22 protein-coding genes are annotated in these 23,737 nt (G+C 69.0%); 12 read left to right on the top strand and 10 right to left on the bottom strand.

The genetic code is table 11. The features are described from left to right. The first annotated feature begins 55 nt into the window (after nucleotides 1–55). Nucleotides 56–1,054, top strand: a complete 999-nt coding sequence (locus QUD34_RS08150) for a patatin-like phospholipase family protein (RefSeq protein ID WP_286353193.1) — start codon at nucleotides 56–58, stop codon at nucleotides 1,052–1,054. On the opposite strand, the gene QUD34_RS08145 is transcribed toward QUD34_RS08150, so the two are convergent. Then, complete coding sequence (locus QUD34_RS08145; protein ID WP_286353192.1) at nucleotides 1,051–1,479, bottom strand: universal stress protein; 429 nt, start codon at nucleotides 1,477–1,479, stop codon at nucleotides 1,051–1,053. The two genes, QUD34_RS08150 and QUD34_RS08145, sit on opposite strands and share 4 nt — an antisense overlap. Nucleotides 1,480–1,597: 118 nt before the next feature. On the opposite strand from QUD34_RS08145, the gene QUD34_RS08140 reads away from it, so the two are divergent. From QUD34_RS08140 to QUD34_RS08130, 3 genes are read left to right on the top strand one after another with little or no spacing between them, the layout of a single operon-like run. Further along, nucleotides 1,598–2,308, top strand: coding sequence for a pirin family protein (locus QUD34_RS08140; protein ID WP_286353191.1), 711 nt, complete (start codon nucleotides 1,598–1,600; stop codon nucleotides 2,306–2,308). 10 nt (nucleotides 2,309–2,318) lie between these two features. Further along, nucleotides 2,319–3,185: a pirin family protein gene (locus tag QUD34_RS08135; RefSeq protein WP_286353190.1), complete on the top strand. Its 867-nt coding sequence runs from the start codon at nucleotides 2,319–2,321 to the stop codon at nucleotides 3,183–3,185. 55 nt (nucleotides 3,186–3,240) lie between these two features. Next, nucleotides 3,241–4,824 carry a methyl-accepting chemotaxis protein gene (locus tag QUD34_RS08130; protein ID WP_286353189.1) on the top strand — a complete coding sequence of 528 codons (1,584 nt, stop codon included), beginning with the start codon at nucleotides 3,241–3,243 and terminating at the stop codon, nucleotides 4,822–4,824. On the opposite strand, the gene QUD34_RS08125 is transcribed toward QUD34_RS08130, so the two are convergent. Continuing rightward, entirely contained in the window at nucleotides 4,821–6,209 is a 1,389-nt protein-coding gene (locus tag QUD34_RS08125; protein ID WP_286353188.1) for a replication-associated recombination protein A, read from the bottom strand. The two genes, QUD34_RS08130 and QUD34_RS08125, sit on opposite strands and share 4 nt — an antisense overlap. 43 nt (nucleotides 6,210–6,252) lie before the next feature. On the opposite strand from QUD34_RS08125, the gene QUD34_RS08120 reads away from it, so the two are divergent. The 3 genes from QUD34_RS08120 to QUD34_RS08110 all read left to right on the top strand — a co-directional run bounded on the left by QUD34_RS08120 (nucleotide 6,253) and on the right by QUD34_RS08110 (nucleotide 9,977). Then, entirely contained in the window at nucleotides 6,253–7,446 is a 1,194-nt protein-coding gene (locus QUD34_RS08120) for an alanyl-tRNA editing protein (protein ID WP_286353187.1), read from the top strand. Between the two features lie 7 nt (nucleotides 7,447–7,453). Beyond that, nucleotides 7,454–8,602 carry a cysteine desulfurase family protein gene (locus QUD34_RS08115; RefSeq protein ID WP_286353186.1) on the top strand — a complete coding sequence of 383 codons (1,149 nt, stop codon included), beginning with the start codon at nucleotides 7,454–7,456 and terminating at the stop codon, nucleotides 8,600–8,602. Nucleotides 8,603–8,717: 115 nt separating this feature from the next. Then, nucleotides 8,718–9,977 (top strand): hypothetical protein, encoded by a 1,260-nt coding sequence (locus tag QUD34_RS08110; RefSeq protein WP_286353185.1) that lies wholly within the window; start codon nucleotides 8,718–8,720, stop codon nucleotides 9,975–9,977. A gap of 24 nt (nucleotides 9,978–10,001) precedes the next feature. On the opposite strand, the gene QUD34_RS08105 is transcribed toward QUD34_RS08110, so the two are convergent. Together QUD34_RS08105 and QUD34_RS08100 are read right to left on the bottom strand one after the other, a co-directional pair. Then, nucleotides 10,002–10,976 (bottom strand): YheT family hydrolase, encoded by a 975-nt coding sequence (locus QUD34_RS08105; RefSeq protein ID WP_286353184.1) that lies wholly within the window; start codon nucleotides 10,974–10,976, stop codon nucleotides 10,002–10,004. Nucleotides 10,977–11,000: 24 nt separating this feature from the next. Then, nucleotides 11,001–11,546: a hypothetical protein gene (locus tag QUD34_RS08100; RefSeq protein ID WP_286353183.1), complete on the bottom strand. Its 546-nt coding sequence runs from the start codon at nucleotides 11,544–11,546 to the stop codon at nucleotides 11,001–11,003. A 182-nt stretch (nucleotides 11,547–11,728) separates the two neighbouring features. On the opposite strand from QUD34_RS08100, the gene QUD34_RS08095 reads away from it, so the two are divergent. Together QUD34_RS08095 and QUD34_RS08090 are read left to right on the top strand one after the other, a co-directional pair. Continuing rightward, nucleotides 11,729–13,981: an NADP-dependent malic enzyme gene (locus QUD34_RS08095; protein ID WP_286353182.1), complete on the top strand. Its 2,253-nt coding sequence runs from the start codon at nucleotides 11,729–11,731 to the stop codon at nucleotides 13,979–13,981. A 92-nt stretch (nucleotides 13,982–14,073) separates the two neighbouring features. Then, the gene (locus tag QUD34_RS08090) at nucleotides 14,074–14,499 is read left to right on the top strand and encodes a PAS domain-containing protein (RefSeq protein WP_286355990.1); all 426 of its coding nucleotides are present in this window, start codon (nucleotides 14,074–14,076) and stop codon (nucleotides 14,497–14,499) included. Between the two features lie 9 nt (nucleotides 14,500–14,508). Here QUD34_RS08090 and QUD34_RS08085 read toward each other — a convergent pair whose 3' ends face one another. Genes QUD34_RS08085 through QUD34_RS08075 form a run of 3 tightly spaced genes read right to left on the bottom strand, consistent with a single transcriptional unit; the run spans nucleotide 14,509 to nucleotide 18,346 of the window. Beyond that, nucleotides 14,509–15,300, bottom strand: coding sequence for a SirB1 family protein (locus QUD34_RS08085; protein WP_286353181.1), 792 nt, complete (start codon nucleotides 15,298–15,300; stop codon nucleotides 14,509–14,511). Continuing rightward, a complete protein-coding gene (locus QUD34_RS08080) occupies nucleotides 15,300–15,794 on the bottom strand; it encodes a hypothetical protein (protein ID WP_286353180.1) in 495 nt (164 codons plus the stop codon). Before QUD34_RS08080 ends, QUD34_RS08085 begins: the two co-directional genes overlap by 1 nt. Continuing rightward, complete coding sequence (locus QUD34_RS08075; RefSeq protein ID WP_286353179.1) at nucleotides 15,791–18,346, bottom strand: SpoIIE family protein phosphatase; 2,556 nt, start codon at nucleotides 18,344–18,346, stop codon at nucleotides 15,791–15,793. Before QUD34_RS08075 ends, QUD34_RS08080 begins: the two co-directional genes overlap by 4 nt. Here QUD34_RS08075 and QUD34_RS08070 point away from each other — a divergent pair. The 3 genes from QUD34_RS08070 to QUD34_RS08060 all read left to right on the top strand — a co-directional run bounded on the left by QUD34_RS08070 (nucleotide 18,345) and on the right by QUD34_RS08060 (nucleotide 20,324). Beyond that, nucleotides 18,345–19,106 carry an SDR family NAD(P)-dependent oxidoreductase gene (locus tag QUD34_RS08070; protein ID WP_286353178.1) on the top strand — a complete coding sequence of 254 codons (762 nt, stop codon included), beginning with the start codon at nucleotides 18,345–18,347 and terminating at the stop codon, nucleotides 19,104–19,106. The two genes, QUD34_RS08075 and QUD34_RS08070, sit on opposite strands and share 2 nt — an antisense overlap. After that, complete coding sequence (locus QUD34_RS08065; RefSeq protein WP_286353177.1) at nucleotides 19,103–19,771, top strand: radical SAM protein; 669 nt, start codon at nucleotides 19,103–19,105, stop codon at nucleotides 19,769–19,771. Before QUD34_RS08070 ends, QUD34_RS08065 begins: the two co-directional genes overlap by 4 nt. A gap of 97 nt (nucleotides 19,772–19,868) precedes the next feature. Further along, the gene (locus tag QUD34_RS08060) at nucleotides 19,869–20,324 is read left to right on the top strand and encodes a hypothetical protein (RefSeq protein ID WP_286353176.1); all 456 of its coding nucleotides are present in this window, start codon (nucleotides 19,869–19,871) and stop codon (nucleotides 20,322–20,324) included. A gap of 18 nt (nucleotides 20,325–20,342) precedes the next feature. Here the strand turns inward: QUD34_RS08060 and QUD34_RS08055 are convergent, their stop codons facing one another. The 3 genes from QUD34_RS08055 to QUD34_RS08045 are packed head-to-tail and all read right to left on the bottom strand — an operon-like array spanning nucleotide 20,343 to nucleotide 23,734. Then, nucleotides 20,343–21,221 (bottom strand): DUF2911 domain-containing protein, encoded by an 879-nt coding sequence (locus QUD34_RS08055; protein WP_286353175.1) that lies wholly within the window; start codon nucleotides 21,219–21,221, stop codon nucleotides 20,343–20,345. Between the two features lie 47 nt (nucleotides 21,222–21,268). Beyond that, a complete protein-coding gene (locus QUD34_RS08050) occupies nucleotides 21,269–23,194 on the bottom strand; it encodes a transporter-like protein (protein WP_286353174.1) in 1,926 nt (641 codons plus the stop codon). A 36-nt stretch (nucleotides 23,195–23,230) separates the two neighbouring features. Continuing rightward, nucleotides 23,231–23,734, bottom strand: a complete 504-nt coding sequence (locus QUD34_RS08045) for a hypothetical protein (RefSeq protein ID WP_286353173.1) — start codon at nucleotides 23,732–23,734, stop codon at nucleotides 23,231–23,233. Between the last annotated feature and the right edge of the window lie 3 nt (nucleotides 23,735–23,737).

The following is a 23,737-nucleotide window of genomic DNA, read 5'->3' as shown; positions in this document are numbered from 1 at the left end:
TCCGTCCTCCGAAAAACGGGCCGTATGGCCCGTTTTTCGGAGGATAAAATGCCGAATGCCCCAACCCTTCCGCATCCTGTCGATCGACGGCGGCGGCATCCGCGGCCTCATCCCGGCGCTGGTGCTGGCGGAGCTGGAGCGGCAGACGGGCCGGGCGGTGGCGGACTGCTTCGACCTCATCGCGGGTACCAGCACGGGCGGCATCCTGGCCCTGGGGCTCGCGGCGCCGGGGCAGGGCGGGCGGCCCCGCTACTCCGCCCGGGATCTGGCCGGACTCTACCTGAAAGAGGGAACGCGGATCTTTGACGAGAACCTCTGGCGCCACCTCACGAACCCCATGGGGCTGCGGGCCGCGAAATATCCATCGGACGGCCTCGAGGGCGTGCTCAAGCAGTACTTCGGGGAGACCCGCCTCAAGGAGGCCCTCACCGAGGTGCTGGTGACGGCCTATGATCTGGAGAAACGGGATGCCTTTTTCTACCGCCGTCGCAGGGCCCAGGAGGATGCCCGCTACGATGTGCCCCTGCGCGTGGCGGCCCGCGCCACCAGCGCGGCTCCCACCTACTTCGAGCCCGCCCTGGTGCCGTGGCCCGGAGAGCGCGATGTGCTCGTGGATGGAGGCGTCTTCGCCAACAACCCGGCCATGTGCGCCTATGCCGAGGCGTGGCAGACGCTGGGAAAGACCGGCCGTTCCGCGGAGGACCTCCTCCTTGTGTCCCTGGGCACCGGACTCTATGCCAAGCCCTACCGCTACGAAGAGGCGAGGGGCTGGGGCGTGGCCGGGTGGGCCAGACCCGTGCTGGATGTGATCTTCGATGGTGTGGCCGACACGGTGGACTACCAGCTCCGCCAGCTGCTGCCCGCCCGCGAAGACGGCACGCCGCGCTATCACCGCTTCCAGGCCGATCTCGACGCGGGGCTCCGCGAGATGGACGACGCCAGCCCGGAGCATCTGGAGGGGCTGCGGCGCGCGGCCGAAGGCATCCTCAAGCGCCAGGCCGCGGAAGTGGAAGCCCTGGCGAAGCTGCTTCGGGGTGTTGTTCCGACTTCTTAGTGCGTCTTCTCCGTGCGCACCACCAGGACATCGCAGGGGGCCAGCCTCACCACCCGCGCGGCGGTGCTGCCGAAGAGCAGACGCTCCAGCGTGGAATGGCCCACCTGGGCCACCACCAGCAGGGTCCGGTGATCCGCTTCGGAGATGAGTTCTTCCGCGGGGCCGCCCCATTTCACGACGGCGGTGGCCCCGGGGTAGGGCCTGAGCCAGCCCTCCAGCTGCTCGCGGGCATGGTCCTCCATGCTGTGGAGCCAGGCGGGGTCGGGCAGGGCGATCTGGGCTTCGGGCAGCATCGGCGCCGGGGGCTGGAGCACATGCATGGCCACCAGGGGGACGCCCATCCGGGTGGCCCAGTTGCCGGCCCGTTCCAGGGCCTGCTTCGAGGCCTCAGAGAAATCGATCCCCACCAGCACCCGCGTGATCACGGCGGCCTCCGCTTGGACACCCCAAAGATAAGTCCATGTTCCTCATGAAGCTCCCGTTTTTTTGAGGGGAGGGGTTGAAATAAAAGTTGCAACACATAAAATGAATCCAGGAGGCATCATGATCACGCTGCGACCTGCTGGAACCCGCGGCCATTTCGATTTCGGCTGGCTGGACACCCACCACACCTTCTCCTTCGGCGAGTACTTCGACGCCGACCACATGCAGTTCCACGCGCTGCGCGTCATCAACGAGGACCGAGTGCAGGCGGCCAAAGGGTTCGGCACCCACGGCCATCGCGACATGGAGATCCTCACCTGGGTGCTGTCCGGCACGCTGGAGCATCGCGACAGCCTGGGCACCCACGGCGTCATCCGCCCGGGCGAAGCCCAGGTCATGAGTGCCGGCACCGGCATCCGCCACAGCGAGTTCAACCCTTCGGCTGATGAGCCCGTGCACTTCCTCCAGATCTGGATCCTCCCCGAGCGCCAGGGCCTCGTCCCCCGCTACGACCAGGTGGCTTTTCCCGAAGCCGGCCTTCAGAATCAGCTGCGCCTCATCGCCAGTCCCGACGGCGCGGAGGGTTCCGTAAAGCTCTTCCAGGATGTGAAGGTCTTCGTGGCCCGGCTGGACGCGGGCCGCGCGGTGCAGGGCTCCATCCCCTCTGGACGCGCGGGGTTCCTCCAGGTGGCCAGGGGCTCCATCAGCCTCAACGGCGCGGCCATGAACGCCGGGGATTCCGCCCGCATCGAAGGAGAGCCGTCCATCACCGTCGTGGCCGGGGTGGAGGCTGGATCACCCGCCGAAATCCTGTTCTTCGATCTTGCCTGAGGAGGTTCCGATGACCCGCAAATCCGTTTCCGTCCTCGTACCCGGACTCCCCACGGAGGACGGCAACCGCGTGCCGCTCACGCGCCTGGTGCCCGGCCAAGGCAAGCGCGGCGCAGAGGCCTTCCGCGCCATGGATCCCTTCCTGCTCATGGACCACTTCGGTCCCATGGTGCTGCCTCCGGGGACGGATGCGGGCTTCCCGCCCCATCCCCACCGGGGTTTCCAGACCCTCACCTACCTGATCCAGGGCGCCTTCCGGCACCGGGACAGCACGGGCGGTTCAGGGCTGCTGCAGCCCGGCGGCGCCCAGCTCATGAATGCCGGGGCCGGCATCGTCCATGAAGAGATGCCGGTGCCCGAGCACCTGGAAACCGGCGGCCCCATCGAGGGCGTGCAGCTCTGGATCAACCTGCCCAAGGCGCTGAAGGGCTCCACCCCGGGCTACACGGACCTGCAGGCGGAGACCATGCCGTGGGTCGCCATTCCGGGCGGGCGCATGCGCGTGCTGGCCGGCACCTGGGCGGGCGTGACCGGCCCGGCCCGCACGCCCGCGAAGATCGCCTATGCCCACCTGGAGCTGGAGGCCGGTGCGCAGTTCGAGCAGGCCATTCCCGCAGGGTGGATCGCCGCCGCCGTGCCGCTGCACGGAGCCATCCGCATCGAGGGCACGGAGGTTCCGGCCGACAGCGTGGCCCTGCTGGGCGAAGGCGATTCGCTGGCCCTGGAGGCGGCGACTCCCGTCAGCCTCATGCTGCTGGCGGGGGAACCCCTCCGGGAGCCCATCGCCCACTACGGCCCCTTCGTGATGAACACCTACCAGGAGATCGAGCAGGCCATCCAGGATTACCAGGCCGGCCGCATGGGCCATCTGGACTGAACTTCAGATCCGGGGGGCCGGGCCGAAGAAGAAGGTCTGACTCCCGGAAACGCCCATGTCCGAACCCACCCCCAGGCCCGCCGTGCCCGCCGCGAGTGGCTCCGAGGAGCATGACCCGGCGCAGCTCGCCCAGGATCTGGCGGGCCTGGAAACCGTGATCAACCGCTCGGCGGCCGGCGCGGCGCGGACCTCGGTGAGGATCCAGACCCTGGCGCGGGAGATCGACCGGATCCTCGACAGCACCCGGAGCATCCAGGGCACCCTGGAGGGGCTGGACGCGAATATCTCCCAGGCGGCTTCGGCGGCAGAGGAGGGCGCCGAGTCCACCCGCCTGATGGCCGACCTGACGCGCCAGGGCCGCCAGGAGAGCGACGAGGCCGTGGCCACGGTTCGCCAGCTCCAGGAACAGACGACCCTCACCTCCGAACGCCTGGAATCCCTGATGGGACACATTCTCCAGGTGAACGAAGTCTCCCAGGTGATCGGGGAGATCGCGGACCGCACGGGGATGCTCAGCCTCAATGCGGCCATCGAGGCCGCCCATGCCGGTGCGGCAGGCCGGGGTTTCGCCGTGGTGGCCGAGGAGGTGCGGAAACTGGCGGACCGGACCTCCCGGCAGACCCAGGAAATCGGACAGCTGCTGGAATCCATCCGCCGGGACCTGGACCCGGCCCGGGAGGCCATGGGCCGGAGCCTGGGCCTGGCTTCCGAAACCCGCGCCCAGGTGGAGGCCGTGGAGCAGCGATTCTCGGGCATCGCGGAGCTGGCGGAATCCACCGCGGGGAATGTCTCCAGCATGGCCCGCACGGCCTCGGAGGAGCATGCCGCGGCCCGGAGGCTCGTGGCGGCCTCGGGAGAGCTGCTGGATGCCACGGGCACCCTGAAGGCCGAGGCGGAAGCCGTGGCCCAGGACGCCTTCAGCGTCTCCTCGCTCACCGAGCTCGGACACCGCCACCTGGCCGCCTATGACACGGGCTCCCTGTTTCACCGCGCGCTCGACCTGGCGCGGGGCCTCACCGCCACCAGTGCGAAGATCCTCGAGATGGCCCTCGGTGATGGGCGAGTCCGCCAGGAGGACCTGCTGGCGCTTGAATACCGGGAGATCCAGGGGGCGGAGATCCAGAGCCTCTCCCGCTTCTTCAATGTGCTGCATGTTCCGCCCGAAGGCTTCGCGCCCCCCAAATACCGCACCGCCTACGATGCCCTGGTGGAGCGGCCGCTGCAGGAGGCCTTCGACGGCGTCCTCGAGCAGGAGCCTCGCCTCACCTTCGCCCTGATCCTCGACCTCAACAGCTACGCCCCATCCCACAACCGACGCTTCGCCCAGGACTGGACCGGCCACCCGGACCAGGATCTGGCCGGCAACCGCGTGAAGCGCTTCTTCACGGACAACCGTGTCCTGGTGCGGGGGGCGCGGCACGGCCTGGGCGAAGTGGCCGAGGCGCTCCCCGACCGAGCCAGCCGGGCGGCGTTCCAACGGGTGGCCGACCTCGACGAGAAGGCCGCCCGCCGGGAGGACTTCCTGGTCCAGACCTACGCGCGTGACACCGGGGCCATCATCACGGTGCTCACCGTGCCGCTCCATGTCTGCGGCCAGCGCTACGGCGTGAGCCTGCTGGGCTGGTCGAGCGAGCGTTAGATCGGCTTGGCTTCGAGCTTCCGTCCCAGGGTGAACCGGCCCTGGGCCAGCTTGGCCAGGGCCCGGGCCAGGGCTTCGCGGCTGCAGGCCAATTCGGCGCTCCAGTCTTCCAGGGGGAGCTCGCCGCCCTCGGGGTGGGCCTCGGTCCAGGCCTGCCAGAGGGTCGAGAGGGCCGTCGCATCCGGTTCCTGGCGATCCCGCCAGCTGCGCTCCTGGGGGCGCTTCGGTTCGTAAAAGGAAAGGCCCCGGAGCTTGTCGGGCAGGAAGGCCTGCTCCCGGTCGTAGTCGTCGTGGGAGTAGTGGTAGCCCACGCCGCGGCCGGCCTTGCGGGCCGTGGCGGTGTGGGCGTCGCGGATGGCCTCGGGAATGGGGGCGTCATCGGCCGCCAGGGCCGCGTCCACGGCCAGCACGGTGGCGTTGCTCTTGGGGGCGTTGGCCACATAGATGATGGCCTGGGCCAGGGGGATGCGGGCCTCGGGCCAGCCGATCTGCTCCACGGCGCGGCTGGCGGCTTCGCTCAGGAGGAAGGCCTGGGGATCGGCGTTCCCCACATCCTCCGCGGCGCAGACCATGAGGCGGCGCGCGATGAAGCGGGGATCCTCGCCGCCGCGAATCATGCGGCTCAGGTAGTAGAGGGCGGCGTCCGCGTCAGAGCCCCGCAGGCTCTTTTGGAAGGCGCTGGCCAGGTCGTAGTGGCCATCGGCGCGATCGAACATCATGCGGCCGCCCAGGGCCCCCTGGAGGGATTCCAGGTCGGGATCCGGCATCTCCATCCAGGTTTCCAGGCCGGACAACGCCGAGCGCAGGTCGCCGCCAGCCCAGTGTGAGAGCCACTCGAAGACTTCTCCGGGCTCCGGCTGCCCGGACCGCTCCCTGGCCCAGGCCCGCTTCAGCACCTGCTGGATGTGGACTGGTTCCAGGGGCTTCAGCGCGATGAGCTGGCAGCGGCTGCGGAGCGCCGGGTTCAGGTAGAAGGCGGGGTTTTCCGTGGTGGCGCCGATGAGGATGGCTTCGCCGCGCTCCAGGAAGGGCAGCAGGATGTCCTGCTGGGCCCGGTTGAAGCGGTGGATCTCGTCCAGGAACACCACGGGGGGCACCGTGCGGAACAGGGGCATCTCGCGGCTGTCGGCCAGGAACTTCTTCAGCTCCGCCGCGCTGCCGCTGACCCCGGAGAACTCCATGAAGCCGTGGCCCGTGGCCTCCGCCAGGATGCGGGCCAGGGTGGTCTTGCCCGTGCCCGGCGGGCCCCACATCACCATGGAGGGCAGGCGCCCCCCGGCCGTGAGCCGGGTCAGGGCGCCCTTCGGTCCCAGCAAGTGGGCCTGGCCCACCACCTCGTCGAGGGTGGCGGGGCGGAGGCGTTCGGGAAGGGGGATGTGGGACATGGCGACCCCTCCAGCCTATCAGCGCCTGTGCTAGGCTCCCGGCATGTCCACGCCCGCCTATGAACGAGACCCTTTTGCCACGGCGCTCGAGACCCGCATCCTGGCCTGCGGAGAGGAGCGGGGGCGCCCCTTCGTCCTCCTGGAGGACACGGTCTTCTACCCCGAGGGGGGCGGCCAGCCCTGCGACCTGGGCACGGTGAACGGCGTGGCCGTGGTGGCGGTCCAGAAACGAGAAGGCGCGATCCGGCACTACCTCGCGACGGCCCTTCCGGTGGGCCCTGCTTCGCTGCGGCTGGATTGGACCCGCCGCTTCGACCACATGCAGCAGCACACGGGCCAGCACCTGCTCACGGCCGTGGCCCAGGACCAGTTCAAGTGGGACACCACGGCCTTCCACCTGGGGGGAACGGTCTGCGACATCGAGCTGGACGCGCCGTCGATCTCCCCCGCGGAGATGGAGCGGCTGGAAGAGGCCGTGGCCGCGGAGATCCGCGCCCATCATGAAGTGACCGCCCGGAAGGTGAGTCCGGAGGACTACGGGAAGGAGGCTGTGCGCTCCCGGGGCCTGCCTGAAGGCCATGTCGGCGACATCCGCCTGGTGCAGATCGCCGGGGTGGATCTCAACACCTGCGGGGGCACGCACCTGCACCACACAGGCGAGATCGAGGCCCTGAAGCTGCTGGGCACCGAAGGCATCCGGGGAGGTACGCGCCTCTACTATGTGGCCGGAAGGCGTGCCAGGCTGCGCCTGGGCGCGCAGGAAGAGCGCAATGCAAGGCTGCGGACCCTGCTCGGCGCGCCCGACGAGGAGCTCGTCGCCGCCCTCCAGATCAAGCTGGATCAGCTGCTGGTCCTGGAGCGCCGCAGCCGGAAGCTGGAGGAGGAGCTGGCCGAGTTCCAGGCCGCGGCCCTGGCCGCGAGGCCTGAGGCCCTGGTGGAGGCCCACCTCGAAGGCCGCGACATGGCCTTCCTCCAGAAGCTGGTCCGGGGCATCCTCGCGGCGGATCCCGCCAAGGCCGTGTTCCTCACGGCGGATCCGGGCGGGCAGGGCCTCTTCCTCCTGAGCGCGGGTGAACGGTCGCCGCTGGATGTGCCTTCAGCCGGCAAGGCCGTGGCGGCGATCCTCGGGGCCAAGGGCGGCGGTTCCGGCAAGAGCTTCCAGGGCAAGGCGCCGAGCCTGGCGGCCCGGGCCGAAGCCCTGGCTCATCTCCGTGCCCGGCCCGAGATGGGACAATGACGCCACCATGGATCTGATCTACCTCGACCACAACGCCACCACGCCGCTCGCCCCCGAGGCCTTCGAGGCCATGCGGCCCTGGTTCACGGAGCGTTTCGGCAACGCCAGTGCGGCCTATGCCCTCGGGCACCTGTCGGATGGCGCGGTGGTGGCGGCGCGGGAGCAGGCGGCCGCCCTGGTGGGCTGCACTCCCGCGGAGATCGTGTTCACGAGCGGCGGCACGGAAAGCCTGAACCACGCCGTCCGGGGCGTGTGGGAGGCGTTTCCCGCGAAGCGGCACCTGGTCACCACGGCCGTGGAACACCCCGCCGTGCGCGCCCTGGCGGCCTGGTGGAAGGCCCAGGGAGGCGAGGTCGCGGAGGTGGGCGTGGATGCCGAGGGGCGCCTGGACCTGGCCGCGCTGGAGGCCGCGGTGCGCCCGGACACGGCCCTGGTGGCCGTCATGGCCGCCAACAACGAATCGGGCGTGCTGTTCCCGGTCGCCGAGATCGCAGGCCGGGTGAAGGCCAAGGGTGCCCTGTTCCTGGTGGATGCCACCCAGGCCATCGGCAAAGTGCCCGTGGCGGCGGCGGCCTGGGGCGCTGACCTGCTCACGCTCAGCGGACACAAGTTCCATGGGCCCAAGGGGACGGGCCTGCTCATGATCCGCCGGGGCGTGCGCCTGAAGCCCTTCATGCTGGGCGGCTCCCAGGAGCGGGGGCGCCGCGGCGGCACCGAGAATGTTCCAGGGCTCGTGGGACTGGGCAAGGCCGCGGCCCTCGCCCAGGCGCGGCTGCCGCAGATGGACGGCGTGCGGCGCCTGCGCGATGCCCTGGAGACCTGCCTCCTGGCCGAGATCCCCGAGGTGTGCATCCATGGAAGGGGGGCGGAGCGCCTTCCCAACACCAGCCTCGTGGGGTTTGCGGGGATCGAAGGCGAGGCCCTGCAGCTGAAGCTGGCCGAGCAGGGCATCTGCGTCTCCACGGGGAGTGCCTGCAGCACGGGCATGCGGGAGCCCAGCCATGTGCTGCGCGCCATGCAAGTGCCCGATGCCTATGCGCGCGGCACGGTGCGCTTCAGCCTGGGATTGGGCACCACGCCGGCGCAGATGGCTCGGGTGGCGGAGCTGCTGCCGGGGCTGGTGGCGGAGCTGCGCCAGGGACTGGGTAGAGTTTAAATTAATCGATTAATTCCATGATCGATGTTGAAATTTAATGATTTCATGGAACAGTCATCGAATGCATGATGGGGAAGTTCATTCCCTTCCGCCTCCTTCCGACCTGGAGCGCATCATGGCCCTGGAACGCCTCAAGCGCTTTGCCCAAGGGTTCCTGCCCACGCCCGCCGAGGCCGCAGCCATCCGGTGGCGGACGCCGGCCGTGGTGGATCGGGGGCGGATCGGAGAGGCCCGCGTGGCCCTGGATCGCCACGGGCGCGGCGTGCTGCTCTGGGAGAACGCGGGCAAGCTGTGGACCATGCCCATGGGCCCCGGCGCTTCACCTGCCCTCATGCGGCTTCCCTTCGGAGAGGGGACGACACCGCGGCTCGCCGTGAATCCCGAAGGACGGGGCCTCGCGATCTGGCTGGCCGATGGGGAGGACGAGCGCCAGATCCTGGGCGCTGTCCTCGGCCCCGGCGAGGGCCCGGGCCGCGGGATGTTCCGGACGGTGGGACGGATCCACCAGCTCCAGGTGGCCGTGGACCGGCGCGGCAATGCTTTGGTGGCCTGGGTCCACGAAAGGGTGGGACAGATCGAGGTGATGGCGCATGCCTTCAACACCCGCGGGGAGGCCTGGGACGAGGAGCCGGTCCTTCTGGGGCTCCCGGGGGATCCGTCGGCGTCACCGCAGCTGGCCGCCAACCGGCGTGAGCACGCCATGGTGGTCTGGGAAGCCCAGAACAGCGTGTTCGAGGGGCTGATGGCCTGCCACTACTGGCCGGCGGATCGGATCTGGTCTGATCGTCCCGTGCCTGTCGTGGCTCATGCCGCCCGCCATCACCAGGTGGCGATGGATGACTCCGGGAACGCCCTGGCCCTCTGGGTTCACGCGCCGTACGGCCAACGGAGCCTCCTCGAGGCCAGCTTCTACGAGGCCCTTCACGGCGAGTGGAGCGAGCCCGTGGTGCTCGCGAGCGCCCATGTGATGTCTTCCCCCCGGCTGGTCATGAACGGGGACGGCGAGGCCCTGGCCGCCTGGTCCCAGCGGGAGAACGCCGGCGTCTCGCGGCTGCTCGTGAAGGCCTTCAAGGGGAGGGCTTGGGAGCCCGGCGCGGAGTGCCTCGACCACGGCCACGAACCCGTCCAGGACTATGCCATCGATCTGGCGGAGGACGGCCGTGCGGGGTTTGTCGTGGTCCAGAGGGGAGCCGCCGGGGATCAGGTGTCCGTCCGGATCCGGGAGGACGGGTGGTCCCTCCCCAGGACGATGGGATCGGCGCCGGGCTCCGTCTGTGCCGCGCCGCGCATCGCGCTCAGTCCGCAGGGGGCCTCGCTCATCTGGATCCAGGGCGAGGGCGAAGGCCGGTCCCTGGTCCTGACGGACTCCCACTGAAGGCAGCCCGCGCAACCCGGCGATCTAGGCGTCGAGCAGCTGCCTCGAATAGTGTTCCACGGCATAGGGCAGCCAGCGGTGGCCCGGCAGGTCGCGGCTGAGGTAGCCCATGTGGCCGCCGCGGGACTCGAAGTGGAGGTGGACCGCCGGGGAAGGCTGGGCCTCGGCGGCATGCCGCCAGGGGATGAAGGGATCGTCCTTGGCCATGAGGATCACGGTGGGGATGGTGATCTTCGACAGGTGGGACCGGGCCGAGCACTGGTCGTAGTAGTCATCGGCATCCCGGAAGCCCGCGGCCTTCGTGGTGTAGGCGTCGTCGAACTGCCGCAGGCTCATCAGGGGGCCGGTCCGGTAGATGTCGGGGATGAGGCCGTCCTCCACACGCTGGTGGATGGCCTTGCGGCACCGCCGGATGAAGCGGAGTTCGTAGAGGCGGCTGAGGCCGCGGTGGATGGTGTCGGAACAGGCGCCGAGGTCCACCGGCGGGTTCACCGCGATGGCGGCGTCGGGCTGGGCGGCCGGCCCCCGCAGCCCGCCCCCCAGGTTCAGGAGCAGGGCGTTGGCGGAGAGGGAGTAGCCGATGGCCAACTGCCGGAGGTTCGGATGGCGTTCACGGGCGGCCGCGAAGGCCGCGCCCAGATCCTCGCCGGAACCGCTGTGGTAGGGCTGTTTCGCCAGGCCGCGCCCCTCGCCGCAGCCCCGGTGGTTCACGGTCCAGACATGGTGACCCAGCTTCCGGGCCAGGGCGATGGTGCGCCGTACATAGTGGGCCTGGTCGTCTCCTCCCAGGCCATGGAAGACCAGCACCAGGGCATCGCTCTCACCCGGGTAGTGCCGGCCCGTGAGCTGGTCGCCATCGGCAAGCTGGATGCGGAAGGGTTCCGAGGGATGCGTCGGCGGCTCGCCCGGCAGGTAGTTGCCGAGGATGGTCTGCAGGTGCCCGGAGGCTGCCCACCAGGGCGCGCGGCAGGAGAGGGGCGGGGGGACGAGCGGGCGCATGACCCCAGTTTGCGCCTGGAGCCCTCAGTCGTTCCGCTTGAAGACGAATTTGTATGAGAAGGGGTTGTCCAGCTTCGGATGGGCGTAGGTCACCTGCAGGGCCAGGGAGTTGCCGTCCTTCCGCATCGAATAGACATGCTTCAGCGTGTAGCCATCGCCGGCGAGGGTCTGGATCATGGTGGGCCCGTCCTTGGTGAGGGTGGCCTTGAACACCACATCGTCGCTGCGTTTCCAGTCGTTTTCGGTGCCATCGGCCGGGGTGTCGATGGGGCGCTCCCGGCCCATGGTCACCGCGAAGCTGTCCCCGGCCAGGATGTCCAGCTTGTTGAAGCTGCGGCAGGCGCCCTGGAGCTTCTTCTTCCAGAAGAGCTTCATGGCGAAGTTCAGGTCCTTCAGGTGGGCGTCGATCTGCTCGTCGATCTTGTCGCTCTGGGAGGCCTGGAGGGTCCACTCGCCGTCCCAGTCGACCTGGGGCTGTTTCGGTGCGGATTCCTTGGTGGGCGCCTTGGTCTTCTGGGCGGCCACCGGAAGGGCCAGCAGGCAGGGCAGCAGAAAGGGCAGCAGGCGCATGGATGCTCCGTGGAGGGATCGTTGGATCGTACCTCCGGGAAGGGCCGCGCGGAAGCGCTCCTTGTGATTCCTGCAACAATGCCGCGAATTGATGACCTTCCAGGAAAGATCGCGTAAGACGAGGTGTAAGCTGGGGGCATTCAGCCCAAAAACCAGGGCACTCAATTTCAAGGAGTGTGGCCATGAGTCGTAAGCAGGAAGCCCTCGACTACCATTCGCAGGGACGAAAGGGAAAGATCGAGGTTGTCGCCACCAAGCCTTGCTCCACGGCCCGCGACCTGGCCAACGCCTACTCCCCGGGCGTGGCGGAGCCCTGCCTGGAGATCGAGAAGAATCCCGAGGATGCCTACAAGTACACCGCCAAGGGCAACCTGGTGGCCGTGATCTCCAACGGCACCGCCGTCCTGGGCCTGGGCAACATCGGCGCCCTGGCCGGCAAGCCGGTGATGGAAGGCAAGGGCGTGCTCTTCAAGCGCTTCGCCGATATCGATGTGTTCGACATCGAAGTCAATGAGCTGGACATCGACCGGTTCTGCCAGGTGGTGAAGGCGCTGGAGCCCACCTTCGGCGGCGTGAACCTCGAGGACATCAAGGCCCCCGAGTGCTTCGAGATCGAGACCCGTCTGAAGAAGGAGATGAACATCCCCGTCTTCCACGACGATCAGCACGGCACCGCCATCATCAGCACGGCCGCTTTGATGAACGCCTCCGAGATCGTCAAGAAGAAGCTGAGCGACATGAAGGTGGTGTTCAGCGGCGCCGGGGCCTCGGCCATTGCCTGCGCCAACATGATGATCGCCGCTGGCGTGAAGCTCGAGAACCTGTGGCTCTGCGACACCAAGGGGCTGGTCTATACCGGCCGCACGGAAGGCAACAACAAGTACAAGGACAAGTTCGCCAAGCCCAGCGAATGGCGTACCCTGGCCGACACCATCGTGAACGCGGATGTGTTCGTGGGCTGCTCCAGCAAGGGTGCCCTGACGCCCGAGATGCTCCTGAGCATGGCCAAGGACCCCATCGTCTTCGCCCTGGCCAACCCCGATCCTGAGATCGACTACCCCACCGCCAAGGCCACCCGCGACGACATCATCCTGGCCACGGGCCGCAGCGACTACCCGAACCAGGTGAACAATGTCCTGGGTTTCCCCTTCATCTTCCGCGGCGCCCTGGATGTGCGCGCCTCGGAGATCAACGAGCCCATGAAGCTGGCCGCCGCCAAGGCCCTGGCCGCCCTGGCCAAAGAAGAGGTTCCGGATTCCGTGGTGAAGGCCTACTCGGGCCAGAAGTTCAGCTTCGGTCCTGAGTACATCATCCCCAAGCCCTTCGATCCCCGCGTGCTGCTGTGGGTGGCTCCCGCCGTCGCCAAGGCCGCCATGGAGACCGGCGTGGCCAAGCAGCCCATCGCCGACATGCAGGCCTACAAGGAGCGCCTTGAAGGGCTCCAGGGCCGCAGCAAGGATGTGATCCGCAGCGTGGTCCACCGCGCCAAGGCCAATCCCAAGCGCGTGGTCTTCCCCGAAGGCGACCATCCGCTGATCCTCCAGGCCGTGTCCCAGATGGTGGACGAGGGCATCTGCGTGCCCATCCTGGTGGGCGACCCCGCCAAGGTGAAGACCGTGGCCGCCGGTCACGGCATCTCCGTGGACGGCATCGAGATCCTGGATCCGGCGACGGTGGCCTGGCGCGCGGAGGCGGAGGACGCCTTCCTGGAACTGCGGAAGCGGCGGGGCGTCACCCGCGACGAAGCTGGCCGCAAGATGCAGGAGCGCATCTACTTCGGTGCCATGATGTGCCGCCTGGGCAAGGCCGATGGTCTCATCGCCGGCCTGACGATGTACTACCCCGACACCATCCGCCCCTGCCTCGAAGTCATCGGCACCCGCAAGGGCGTCAAGCGTGTGTGCGGCGTCTACACCATGGTGCTGAAGAACCGCGTGCTGTTCTTCTCCGACACGACCATGAACATCGAGCCCAGCAGCGAGGAACTGGCCGAGATCGCGCTGCTGACCGCGGATCTGGCGAAGGACACCTTCAACATGGAGCCCCAGGTCGCCATGCTGTCCTTCTCCGATTTCGGCAGCGTGGAGCATCCGCTGGTCCGCAAGGTCCAGAAGGCCGTGGAGATCGTCAAGGCCCAGCGGCCCGGCCTCAAGTGCGACGGCGAGATGCAGGCCGACACCGCCCTCGGCGCCGACATCCTGTCCGAGAACTACCCCTGGGTGGACCTGCCGGGCGGCCCGAATGTGCTGATCTTCCCCGACCTCACCAGTGGCAACATCGGCTACAAGCTGGTGCAGCGGCTGGCGAACGCTGAGGTCATCGGCCCCATCACCTGCGGCATGGCGGCTCCCGTCCATGTCCTGCAGCGCCACAGCGATCTGAACGACATCATCCACCTCACGGCGCTCACCGTCGTAGAGGCGCAGCAGAAATAGCCTGCAGTCCCGAGTCTTCAGTGCGCGGGGGCCTTCGGGCCCCCGCTGTTATGCTGGGATGAATTCACGGCTCGGGAGCGGCGTTGGCGGAAGTGCTGTGTGCCTGGTGCGGGGCTTTGGTTGGACAGAGTGCGGCCGAGCATTCCCACGGCATCTGCCAGCCTTGCTACCTGCGGCTCCGGGGCCTTCCCGACCTCACCGAGGCGGAGCTCGACAAGCTGCCCTTCGGCGTCATTGTGCTGTCCCGGGATGGCATCATCCGCTCCTACAACCGGGCCGAAGGTGAACTCGCCGGGCGGGTCCCCCGCAGCGTCCTCGGCAGAAACTTCTTCGCGGAAGTGGCCCCGTGCACTTCCGTCCAGGACTTCGAGGGCTCCTTCCGCGCGTTCTGTGAAGGGGACGAGGCCTCCCGGACTTTCCAGTTCACCTTCCGGTTCCCGGCGGGCCCGGTGCGGGTTCAGATCGTCTTCCTCCACAAACAGGTGGATGTGACCGTGGCGATCCGGAAACTCCCCTAGCAGGCGGGCTCAGCGTTCCAGCTGCCGCATCCACTCCTGGATCTCGGGGTCGGGGTCGGGGCTGAGGTGTAGGGCCATGCGCAGGTCGATGAGGGCCTGTCCGGGCTCGTCGCGCTGCAGGTGGATGAAGGCGCGCTCCTTGTGGGCCCTTGGATTGCTGGGCTCGAGGAGGATGAGGTGGGTGCCGGTCCAGAGGGCCTCTTCCCAGTCCTCCGCATGCATGAAGCGCAGGTGCAGGTTCCGCACGAGGCGGACGAGGATCTGCCGGTCGGGCGCGGGGCTGAGCATGTCCCGGTGGAAGGCCACGCGGCCGGCGGTGGCGGACTTCACCAGCTCGGCTCCGCCTTCCTCGCCCACGGGCCGCCCCTGGTGGAAGGGGTCGAAGCAGAGCAGGCCGAAGTCCGTGCGCAGGGCGGCGATGAAGTGGCCCGGGAGCCTCACGCCGACGGCATCGAATCCCATGCGCCGGGCCAGGTCGATCCAGAGGATGGACAGCGAGATGGGCAGGCCCTTCCGCCGGGCGATCACGGCCGGGAGCAGCGCATTCAGCGGATCGTCGTAGGTCTCGCGGTCGCCGGTGAAGCCGAGTTCCGCGAAGAGCAGGTGGTTGAGCGCGTCCAGGGCCTTGTGGGTGTTCCAGGGCAGGGGCATGCGGCCCGCGAGGGTGAAGGCCCACTCGTTGAGCTGCAGGGCGACATGGTCGGGAACGGGATCGTCCAGGGCCGGCGCCACGGCGTGCACGGCGCCCTCAGCCAGATTCCGGCACTCGGGATCTTCGCGCAGGTACTCGAGCAGGGACATCAGCCGCGCCGCTGGATGACTGCGCGGGCCACCAGCGCCAGCGCCAGGAGCGCCAGGGCGCCATAGACCCAGCGCTGCCAGGCGGTGGTGGCCGCCTGAACCTTCTTGCCTTCCTCGGCCTTGCGGGCGTTCTCCTCCAGGGAGAGCTTGGACTGCGCCTCCCGGGCGTCCTTCACGGCCTTCTGGGCGGATTCGCGCGAAGCCTGCAGGTCCTTGGAGGCCGCTTCCTGCTCCTCCTGCACGCCCAGGACCGCGGCGCTCTTCCGCGGCGGAGTCTGCTTGGGCAGGAAGGAGGCGGGCACGGCGGCGCCGTCATCCTCATAGGAGGCGGGCGCCTGGCTGTTCTCGATGGATTCCGTCAGGAGCTGGATGTCCTCCCGCAGCGCCTGCAGCACCTGGCCCTGGCGGTGGAGCTGGGCGCCCTGGATCCAGAGCATCACCAGCTGGAGCGCCAGCAGGGCGGGGATGGTCCATCGGAGGGTGGGGCGGCTCATGCGTGCTCCCTTCCCAGGATAAACAGAGTCCGGTCGTCGCGGTTCTGGGTATCGAAGGCGGCCACATCCTGGAAGACCGCCTCGCAGGCGGCCCGGGGGCTGCCGGTACCCCAGAGGCGGCGCAGCTGGTTGCCCAGGCGGCCCACGCCGTAGAGTTCACCGTCCCGGTTCATGGCCTCGGACAGGCCGTCACTGTAGAGCACCATCCAGCCCTTGGGAGGCAGCACCCCTTCGATGACTTCCCAGTCGCCGGGACCCGCCGGGCGGAGGCCGAGGCCCCGGCCGTGGGGCGTCATCTCGGTGGAGCAGTCTTCCGACAGGCCGTGGAGCAGCAGCGCCCCGGGATGCCCGGCCCGGGCCAGTCGGTAGTTGCCGGCCTCGTCCCACTCCAGCAGGACCAGGGTGAGGAAGCCCCGCTGACCCAGCAGCTGCCGCAGGGTGTGGTCCAGCGAGCAGAGGATCTCCTCCAGGCGCTGGTCCTCCCGCTGGGCGGCCTGCTCGAGGAGCGCTGTGGCCTGGGCCATGTAGAGCGCCGCGGCGAGGCCTTTCCCGCAGATGTCGCCCACGGCGGCCAGCCAGTTGCCGCTGGGGCGCCGCTTGACGAAGAGCAGGTCGCCGCCGGTTTCCAGGGCGGGCTCAAGCCGCAGGGCGACCTGGAAGCCCGGGATGGGCGGCAGATGGGAGGTGATCAGGCCCTCCTGGATGCGGCGGGCTGTTTCCAGTTCCTGGCTGAGCCGCTCCTGGGCCACGAGGCGCTGGTGCATCACAGCGGTCTCCAGCACCTGGCCGGCGGCCAGGGCCACTTCGCGCAGCAGCTCGCGGTCCTCCCGGCCGTAGTTCAACTCGGCGTATTTGCCCCCCAGCAGGACGGCGCTGTGGGGTTGGTCCCCGGCGACGATGAGCAGGAGCAGCTGGGCCTCCAGGGCATCCACATGGGCCCGCACGCCTTCGCCCTGCTCGCGGATCCAGTCGGCCTCCTCGCTGCCGAGACCCAGCACCAGCTCGCGGTTCTCGCGGGCGAGGCGGAGCAGCCCTGGGGGGAGCCGGAGGGGCTGGGGCGGGAAGTGCAGGCGACGATCGTCCCGGTCCACGGCTTCGGCGGCGGGCAGGAGGATCTGCCGCTCCTCGATGGGCAGCACTTCCAGGAACTGCGGCTGGAAGGCCTCGCCCAGGGCGCGGCGCAGGGATTTGATCAGGGCCTCTTCGCTGAAGCGCTTGCGGGGCTCCCGCACGGCGCTGAGGGCGATCTCGCGGGTGCTGGAGAAGTCCCGGCGGAACCGCCGCCGGATGCCGCGGAGCAGGCGCCGCAGGGCCCACCCCAGGGGGAGCGCCAGCAGGCCGATGAGGGCCCCGGCCCAGCCGGACGGGATCGAGGAGAGGTGGGAGAAGGCCCAGGCCAGGCCGCCCAGGTAGGCCACGATCGTGATGCCGAGGATGGCCATGTAGCTCACCCACCGCAGCAGCACCTTCCGCACATCGAAGAGGCCGTGGCGGAAGATGGCAAAGGCGAAGCTCAGGGGCAGCAGGGGGGCCGGCAGCATGAAGATGAAGATCTGGCGGCGGAAGAGCAGGCTCTTCCCGTATTTCGCATCGAGCAGGGTCCAGGCCACCAGGTCGAGGCAGAGGACCGCCGCCACGATGAGCGAAGGCAGCAGGGCCCGGCGCAGCCGCTCGTGGGTCCGGAAAGTGCCTGCCAGGAAGAAACCCAGGCCGGTGAGGGCGGCTACCACATAGAGCGGGATGGGCAGGCCGAAGGCACCCAGGGCGGCCTTGAGCATGCCTTCGGGAGCCACGCCCGCGGGCGTGCGGAGGGCGCCGTCGGTGAAGATGGCCCACAGCCGGACGAAGAGCAGCCACAGGGAGAGCACCGCGAAGGTTCCGTACACGGCCTGGAGGAAGCGCCGGTTCCGGCGGAGCGCGAAGGCGTGCGGGAAGCGGAGGAAGAAGTGGATCCACAGCGGCGGCAGCAGGGCGATGGCGACGGCGGTCATCAGGGCGATGGCGATCCGCATGGCGATCGGCGCATTGCCCGAGAGCGTGGCTCCCGACATCAGCAGGGCCGTGGCCGCCAGGTAGAAGAAATGGCGGGAGGTCTTTCGCTCAGGGGCCGACAGCACCACCAGCAGGCTGATGGCCCAGGCGAGGATGCCGTTCAGCAGCAGGGCCAGCTGCACCGGTTCCAGGGGCTTCACGAGGCGCAGGGGCAGCAGGATCTGACGGCCCTGGCGCTTCACCGTGTAGATCAGGATGGCGCCCTGGGGTTTGGAGTTGATGAAGCGCTGGGCCTTGAGGGTGCCTTCCTGGGTGGGTTCGAAGGCGCGGCCCTGGATCTTCACCAGCTCATCGCCCTCGAGGAGTCCCGCCTCCTCGGCCACGCCCTCGGGCAGGATCTCGCGGATGACGACCTTCCCGTTTTCCACCACCCAGGAGCACTGGTCATCCGAGGCGGCATAGACCCACTGGTTGAGCGCGAAGGATCCCAGCGCCAGCGTCAGGCAGGCGAAGCTGATCCACAGCAGGCGCCAACGGATGCGTTTGAGGTAGGGATTCATGGTGCCTTTGTGGGAATATGCCCGGATGGAGCGGATCTCGCGGAAGGATCGGGCCTGCTGGGTGCTGGTGGGCGGAAGGCGGCGGCTGGGGCGGGCCCTGGCGGAGGATCTGGCCCGGGACCACGACCTGGTGCTGACCAGCTCAGAGCCCTGGGACGGGGAAACCTGGGTGGATGACTTGTCGGAGACGGCACGGATCCGGACGCTTCAGTGGGATGCCGAGAACCCGGAACTGGTGTCCCGCATGATGGCAGATCTGGACAGGTTGGCGTCAGATGGATGGGCGATTTCCGGCGCCGTGATCCTGGCGGGGACCTTCCCGAAAAGCCCCCTCGGCACCTGGACGCCGGAGCTCCTTGAGGCCACCTGGCGCATGAACCTGAGTTTCCCCTTCCTCTGCGCCCAGGCCCTTGGGCCTCGGCTCGTCACCGATGCCTGCCTTCAGCTCCTGTTGGACACCTCCATCCACCACCCCTGGCTCGAGCGCCTGCCCTACAGCGCCGCCAAGGCCGGCTTGGCCGCCCTCGTGCCGGGGCTCGCCCAGCTACTGGCGCCGAAGGTGCGGGTGGTGGGCCATGCCCTGGGGGCGGTGCTGCCGGCGGAAGGGAGCGATGCCGGCTTCCTGGCCCAGCGCACCCTGCTCAAGCGCCTGGGGGATCCCGCCGACCTCTGCCGCGCGGTGCGCTTCGCCGCCGACAGCCCCTTCCTCACGGGCGACATCCTGACGCAGGACGGCGGCCGGCGCTGGGTGGATCGATGAAGGTCAAGGTCAACGAAGTCTTCCACAGCATCCAGGGGGAGGGCGCCCGGATCGGCCGGCCCTGCCTGTTCATCCGCCTCACCGGCTGTCCGCTGCGCTGCTCCTATTGCGACACGGCCTACGCCTTCTACGACGGGACCCTGCGGGAGCTGGATGACCTGCTCGCCGAAACACGGCAGCGCCTCGGCCCGCCCCGGAAGGGACCCAACGCCCCCTTCGTGGAACTGACCGGCGGCGAGCCCCTGGCCCATCCCCAGGCCCCGGAACTCCTCCGGGCCCTGCTGGACCTGGGCTATGAAGTGGCCCTGGAAACGGCCGGCAGCCACGATCTGGCGGCCGTGCCCCGGGAGGTCATCAAGATCGTGGACCGCAAGACCCCCGGCAGCGGCGAGGTCCACCGCTGGCTCGAAACCAACCTTGACCACATGGTCCCCGGCCAGGACGAGCTGAAGTTCGTCCTCTGCGATCCGGCCGACTATGAGTGGGCCCGGGACTGGTGCGCCGAGCGGCAGGTGTGGGACCGCCTGGAGGTGCTCTTCAGCCCTGTGTGGGGCAGCCTCGACCCGGCCTGGCTGGCCGAACGGATCGTCGCCGACGACCTGCCCGTGCGCCTGCAGGTGCAGCTGCACAAGGTCATCTGGGGCGCGGAGAAGAAGGGGGTCTGAGGGGGCCTCGATGAGGATCGAATAAATTCACCCGTTCGTCATCAGCTGGACCCGGCGTGGTCAAGGGCTGGAACGATAAGGGAGGACGGAGCGTGCCATGCTGCGTCAGATTCGACCCTCGTACCACCCCCGTGCGGCCCGATGCCTGGGGGCTGCGGTCCTCGTCGCCGTCCTGCCTGCGGCGCCCCTTCTGGCCGAAGGGGTCCCGGTGGAAGAGGCGGCCAAGTTCCTCCTGATCCTGGCCGGCAGCGCCGGCTCGGAAGGGCGGGTCGCCTGCAGGGAACTCGACATGGTCATCCAGCTCAAGAAGGCCGACATTTCGGTGGACGCCAAAGCCAATGTGGCCTGGTCCTTCACCTCGGATCAGACCCGGTTCTATGCCGGCCAGGGCAAGCTCGTCGTGTGCAGCAGCCGGAAGCTGTTCGCGGATGGTGGCGCCATCGCCTTCGAGCGGATCGGGGGTCGGCTGACGGTATTCGTCCATCAGGCGAACCTGAAGGGGAGCGGTGTCAGCCTTCCCGAGTCCTTCCTCAGGATGGCCGTGAAGGTCTAGCCGGGTTTGGGGCGGCGGCTATTTCCCGGCCTTCCACTCTGCCCGTTCCTTCTCGAGGTTTTCGGTGTATTCCTTGGGTGCCTTGCCCTTGGATAGATCGATGGCCTTTTCGAGCTGGGCAAGGGCCTCGGGCATCCGCTTGGCATCCCTGTAGATCCGGGCGGCGGTTTCGTGGTTCCAGAAGCTGTCCCCGGCCTTGAGGCTCTTCTCGATCCACAGGAGGGCCTTCTGGGGTTCGATGCCCTGGGCCTGGCAGTAGGCGGCGGCCTGATACCAGGGCACCCAGTCGGTCTCGGGGGCCTTCTTCAGGGTGCTTTCCAGGTGGGTCCAGTAGATCCCCTTGGTGTCGAAGGCCACCGGGAAGCTCACGCGCAACTTCTCCCAACCCAGCTCGACCGTGGCGTCTCCGGTTCCGGTGGGGATCACCCGGTAGTCCAGGTACTCGAGAAAGGATCCGGCCTGGGGGGTGGCCTCCCAGCGCACCAGATCCTCCTCGGCCTTGTACTCGTAGGCCCCCCACTGCTTGGCCTTCTTGTTGAGGATGAGGGTCCAGGTCTTCTCGCCGGGAACGGCGAAGAAGCCGTACGAGCCCGCAGGCACCTCCTTGCCCGCCACTTTGGCAGCATGGCTGAAGGTGATCACGGTGGCGCTGTTGGCGCCGGCCCGCCACACCTGGCCGAAGGGCACCAGGTCGCCCCAGACCTTGCGGCCCTTCACGGCAGGGCGCGCGAAGGCGAGGTCGATCTTGCTGATGCCGATCTCCTGCGACACCGTGCAGGCGGGGCTCACCCGCAAGGGCGTCAGGCGCACGGGCGCGGGCTTGTCCTGGGCGGCCTGGGCGGCGAGGGGAAGGGCGGCCGCGGCGGCGAGAAGGGCAGGGAGAAACAGGCTGCGCATGGGGATCTCCGGGATGGGGATCCAGCTTACCGGGTTCCGCCTGGGCCTCAGTGCGGTTCTTCGACGAGGGGCTGGGCCTTGGCCGGGGTCTTCGGCGGTGCGCCCAGGAACCGCCCCGGCTGGCGGTTGAAGGCCTTGAGGAGGCCGATCCCGAGGCGGCGCCCTGCGCGCCCGCTCAGGTCGCGGGCGCGCAGGGCGGTCCAGAGGGCCAGGGCGAAGGAGAAGGCGAAGTTCATGACCCCGATGAGGGCGATGCCCAGGAGACCCCAGAGCACCTCGCGCCAGGCCAGGATGCCTTTCAGCCAGAGGCTTGCCGAGGCCAGGGCCAGGGAGGCCGCCTGGAGGGTGACATGGCGGACCTCCAGGTGGATGCCCGCGAAGGCGAAGGCCATGGGCACGAAGACCAGCAGGCCGCCGAGGGCCGAATAGCCCGCGAAGCCCGCCAGATGCCGATGGATGAAACGGCCCAGGGCGGCCGCGCCAGCCTGCCCTAGCCAGCCCTGAAGGCGGTGGTTCTGGGCCAGGGCCTCGGGCAGGCAGCGATAGGCGCTCCAGTTGGCGGTCCAGCCCGCGGCCAGGCTGGAGAGCCACAGCAGCACGCCGGTCATGGCCGCGTAGACCAGGGTCCAGCCGTGGAAGGGGTGCGTGCCGTGCAAGCCGTGCAGGGCGGATTCGGTTCCCAGGGGGCCGTGGCCCGTGGCCCAGGCCCAGAGGGCGACGATGCCCAGGGCCGCCGGGGTCGTGGCCAGCACATTGCCCAGGGTGGCGATGACCTGGGTGCGCGTGATGGCCGCCACGAGTTCGATCTCGCGGGCCTGGTCGTCCCCTTCTTCCAGCGCCCGGGCCAGGGCGGCGGCGGTCATGGCCGGCTGCTTGGAAGCGAGGCTGAAGCCCATCAGCTGCATGGCGCAGAAGCTGATGGCGTAATTGGCCGAGAGGGCGAGGCCCGCGAGCAGGGGCGCCAAGGGCAGGGCGGTGAAGGCCGCCTTGAGCAGGGCCGTGAGCGAGGTGACCAGGCCGCCTCCGGCGGCGGAACGGCCCATGGCCCACCACTCCGCCCGGTCCCGGGCGATGTAGTGCTCGCCGGTCTCGCCGGTGTGCTCCACGACCTTGCGGGCCAGGCGCTTGACCACGGTGCGCAGCAGGAATCGTAGCCCGTGCTGGGAAGCGCTCCCCCGCACCAGCTCGGCGGCCAGGGCCGTACCGTCTCCCCGGGCCCCGGCGAAGTCGAGCAGCTGGTCGATGCGCGCCAGCTGGGCCTCCAGCAGCTCGAGCCGGAACACCAGGTCCGTGGAGACGCCCCGGGCTTCGAGGCTCGCATGGGCCCGGGCCAGGGTGGCCACGCAGGCCGTGCGGCAGGCCTCCCAGGCTGCGTGGGCTGAGGCGTCCAGGGGACGATCCGCAGCTTCCTGGACGGCCCGGGTGAGGTGGAAGAAGGGCGAATCCGCATCGCTGCCCTCGGGGCTCAGCGCCAGCAGATCGCGCGACAGGCCCACGGCGGCAGCCCGGTGGGAAAGCAGGCAGGCGGCGTGGACCCAGGTCTCCTGCGGCGGCGCCAGGATGCGGCCCCAGGCGGCCCGGAGGTCTTCGGGCAGGGATTCGATCCAGGCCGCGTCGGCCTCCTTCAGATCCAGCCGGTCCAGCAGGGCGTAGAGATCGCCCTCGGGATCCAGACGGGGGATGAGGTGGTCCGCCAGGCGCAGGAAACCTTCGCCCATCAGGGTCGTGCGGTCCGGCAGGCCCGTCTCCGCCAGAAGGCGGATGGCCGAAGCGTGATTCCAGGCCTCGGCCAGGGGGCCCGTGAGCCCTCGTTCGGCCAGGGCGCCGAGAAGGTACCGCAGCTGGGCGGTGCGGTGGGGTTCGCCTCCCGCGGGGGCCTCGGGCGAGGCCGCCAGCAGCCAGCGGAGCAGGGGCTCCGGCCTCGGCGAGCCACCGAGCAGCACATCATCCAGCCTGAGGTCGGGCAGGGGCATCGGCAATCCTGGTGGAGACCTCAGGGTGCCACAAGCCTAGAGATTGAACCTCGATCGATGGGATGAGTCCCGGCTAGTCCGACTGAGGAACTGCTGCACCGCCCGGGGATCCACGGTGGCCGGCAGGCCCGACCAAGGCTGGGAGGGTTTCAGCATGACCAGCATGTCCTCGGGGCACCCCACCTGCTCGTAGAGCTGCTCCACGCGGCGCGCCAGCTGCGCGGTGGTGGTTTCCGCGGACAGGGCTTCGCGCAGGAGGGCCTCCCGCCAGCGATCCTGGGCCTGGGACCAGCGGGTGCTGCCGGGCCTGGGCGTCTTGCCCACCGCCTCGGCGCAGGCGGCCCAGAGGTGGGCTTCGAAGGTGCGGAGGTCCTCGCCCCGGAGGGCCCGCAGGCGGGTCGCGGCAGGACCTTCTCCGGGGACCCAGCCTTGGATCTCAAGGGTGCCGAGGAAGCCGAAATCATGGCCCGTGACGATGTCGTCCCAGGTGGGGGCCCCGTGGATGGTTTGGAAGGCCTCGAAGGGCGTGGGGGTGCTCATGCA

Origin of the sequence: Geothrix oryzae, from assembly GCF_030295385.1 — a bacterium.
Taxonomy (GTDB): Bacteria; Acidobacteriota; Holophagae; order Holophagales; family Holophagaceae; genus Geothrix; species Geothrix oryzae.
The sequence above is the reverse complement of the archived record's forward strand: the minus strand, read 5'-3'. Positions and strand labels throughout refer to the sequence as shown.

Bases quoted from the DNA above. Each gene is read 5' to 3' on its own strand.
- QUD34_RS08150 (WP_286353193.1), top strand. From the start codon at position 56: ATGCCCCAACCCTTCCGCATCCTGTCGATCGACGGCGGCGGCATCCGC.
- QUD34_RS08140 (WP_286353191.1), top strand. From the start codon at position 1,598: ATGATCACGCTGCGACCTGCTGGAACCCGCGGCCATTTCGATTTCGGC.
- QUD34_RS08135 (WP_286353190.1), top strand. From the start codon at position 2,319: ATGACCCGCAAATCCGTTTCCGTCCTCGTACCCGGACTCCCCACGGAG.
- QUD34_RS08130 (WP_286353189.1), top strand. From the start codon at position 3,241: ATGTCCGAACCCACCCCCAGGCCCGCCGTGCCCGCCGCGAGTGGCTCC.
- QUD34_RS08125 (WP_286353188.1), bottom strand. From the start codon at position 6,209: ATGTCCCACATCCCCCTTCCCGAACGCCTCCGCCCCGCCACCCTCGAC.
- QUD34_RS08120 (WP_286353187.1), top strand. From the start codon at position 6,253: ATGTCCACGCCCGCCTATGAACGAGACCCTTTTGCCACGGCGCTCGAG.
- QUD34_RS08115 (WP_286353186.1), top strand. From the start codon at position 7,454: ATGGATCTGATCTACCTCGACCACAACGCCACCACGCCGCTCGCCCCC.
- QUD34_RS08110 (WP_286353185.1), top strand. From the start codon at position 8,718: ATGGCCCTGGAACGCCTCAAGCGCTTTGCCCAAGGGTTCCTGCCCACG.
- QUD34_RS08105 (WP_286353184.1), bottom strand. From the start codon at position 10,976: ATGCGCCCGCTCGTCCCCCCGCCCCTCTCCTGCCGCGCGCCCTGGTGG.
- QUD34_RS08100 (WP_286353183.1), bottom strand. From the start codon at position 11,546: ATGCGCCTGCTGCCCTTTCTGCTGCCCTGCCTGCTGGCCCTTCCGGTG.
- QUD34_RS08095 (WP_286353182.1), top strand. From the start codon at position 11,729: ATGAGTCGTAAGCAGGAAGCCCTCGACTACCATTCGCAGGGACGAAAG.
- QUD34_RS08085 (WP_286353181.1), bottom strand. From the start codon at position 15,300: ATGTCCCTGCTCGAGTACCTGCGCGAAGATCCCGAGTGCCGGAATCTG.
- QUD34_RS08080 (WP_286353180.1), bottom strand. From the start codon at position 15,794: ATGAGCCGCCCCACCCTCCGATGGACCATCCCCGCCCTGCTGGCGCTC.
- QUD34_RS08070 (WP_286353178.1), top strand. From the start codon at position 18,345: ATGGTGCCTTTGTGGGAATATGCCCGGATGGAGCGGATCTCGCGGAAG.
- QUD34_RS08075 (WP_286353179.1), bottom strand. From the start codon at position 18,346: ATGAATCCCTACCTCAAACGCATCCGTTGGCGCCTGCTGTGGATCAGC.
- QUD34_RS08065 (WP_286353177.1), top strand. From the start codon at position 19,103: ATGAAGGTCAAGGTCAACGAAGTCTTCCACAGCATCCAGGGGGAGGGC.
- QUD34_RS08060 (WP_286353176.1), top strand. From the start codon at position 19,869: ATGCTGCGTCAGATTCGACCCTCGTACCACCCCCGTGCGGCCCGATGC.
- QUD34_RS08055 (WP_286353175.1), bottom strand. From the start codon at position 21,221: ATGCGCAGCCTGTTTCTCCCTGCCCTTCTCGCCGCCGCGGCCGCCCTT.
- QUD34_RS08050 (WP_286353174.1), bottom strand. From the start codon at position 23,194: ATGCCCCTGCCCGACCTCAGGCTGGATGATGTGCTGCTCGGTGGCTCG.
- QUD34_RS08045 (WP_286353173.1), bottom strand. From the start codon at position 23,734: ATGAGCACCCCCACGCCCTTCGAGGCCTTCCAAACCATCCACGGGGCC.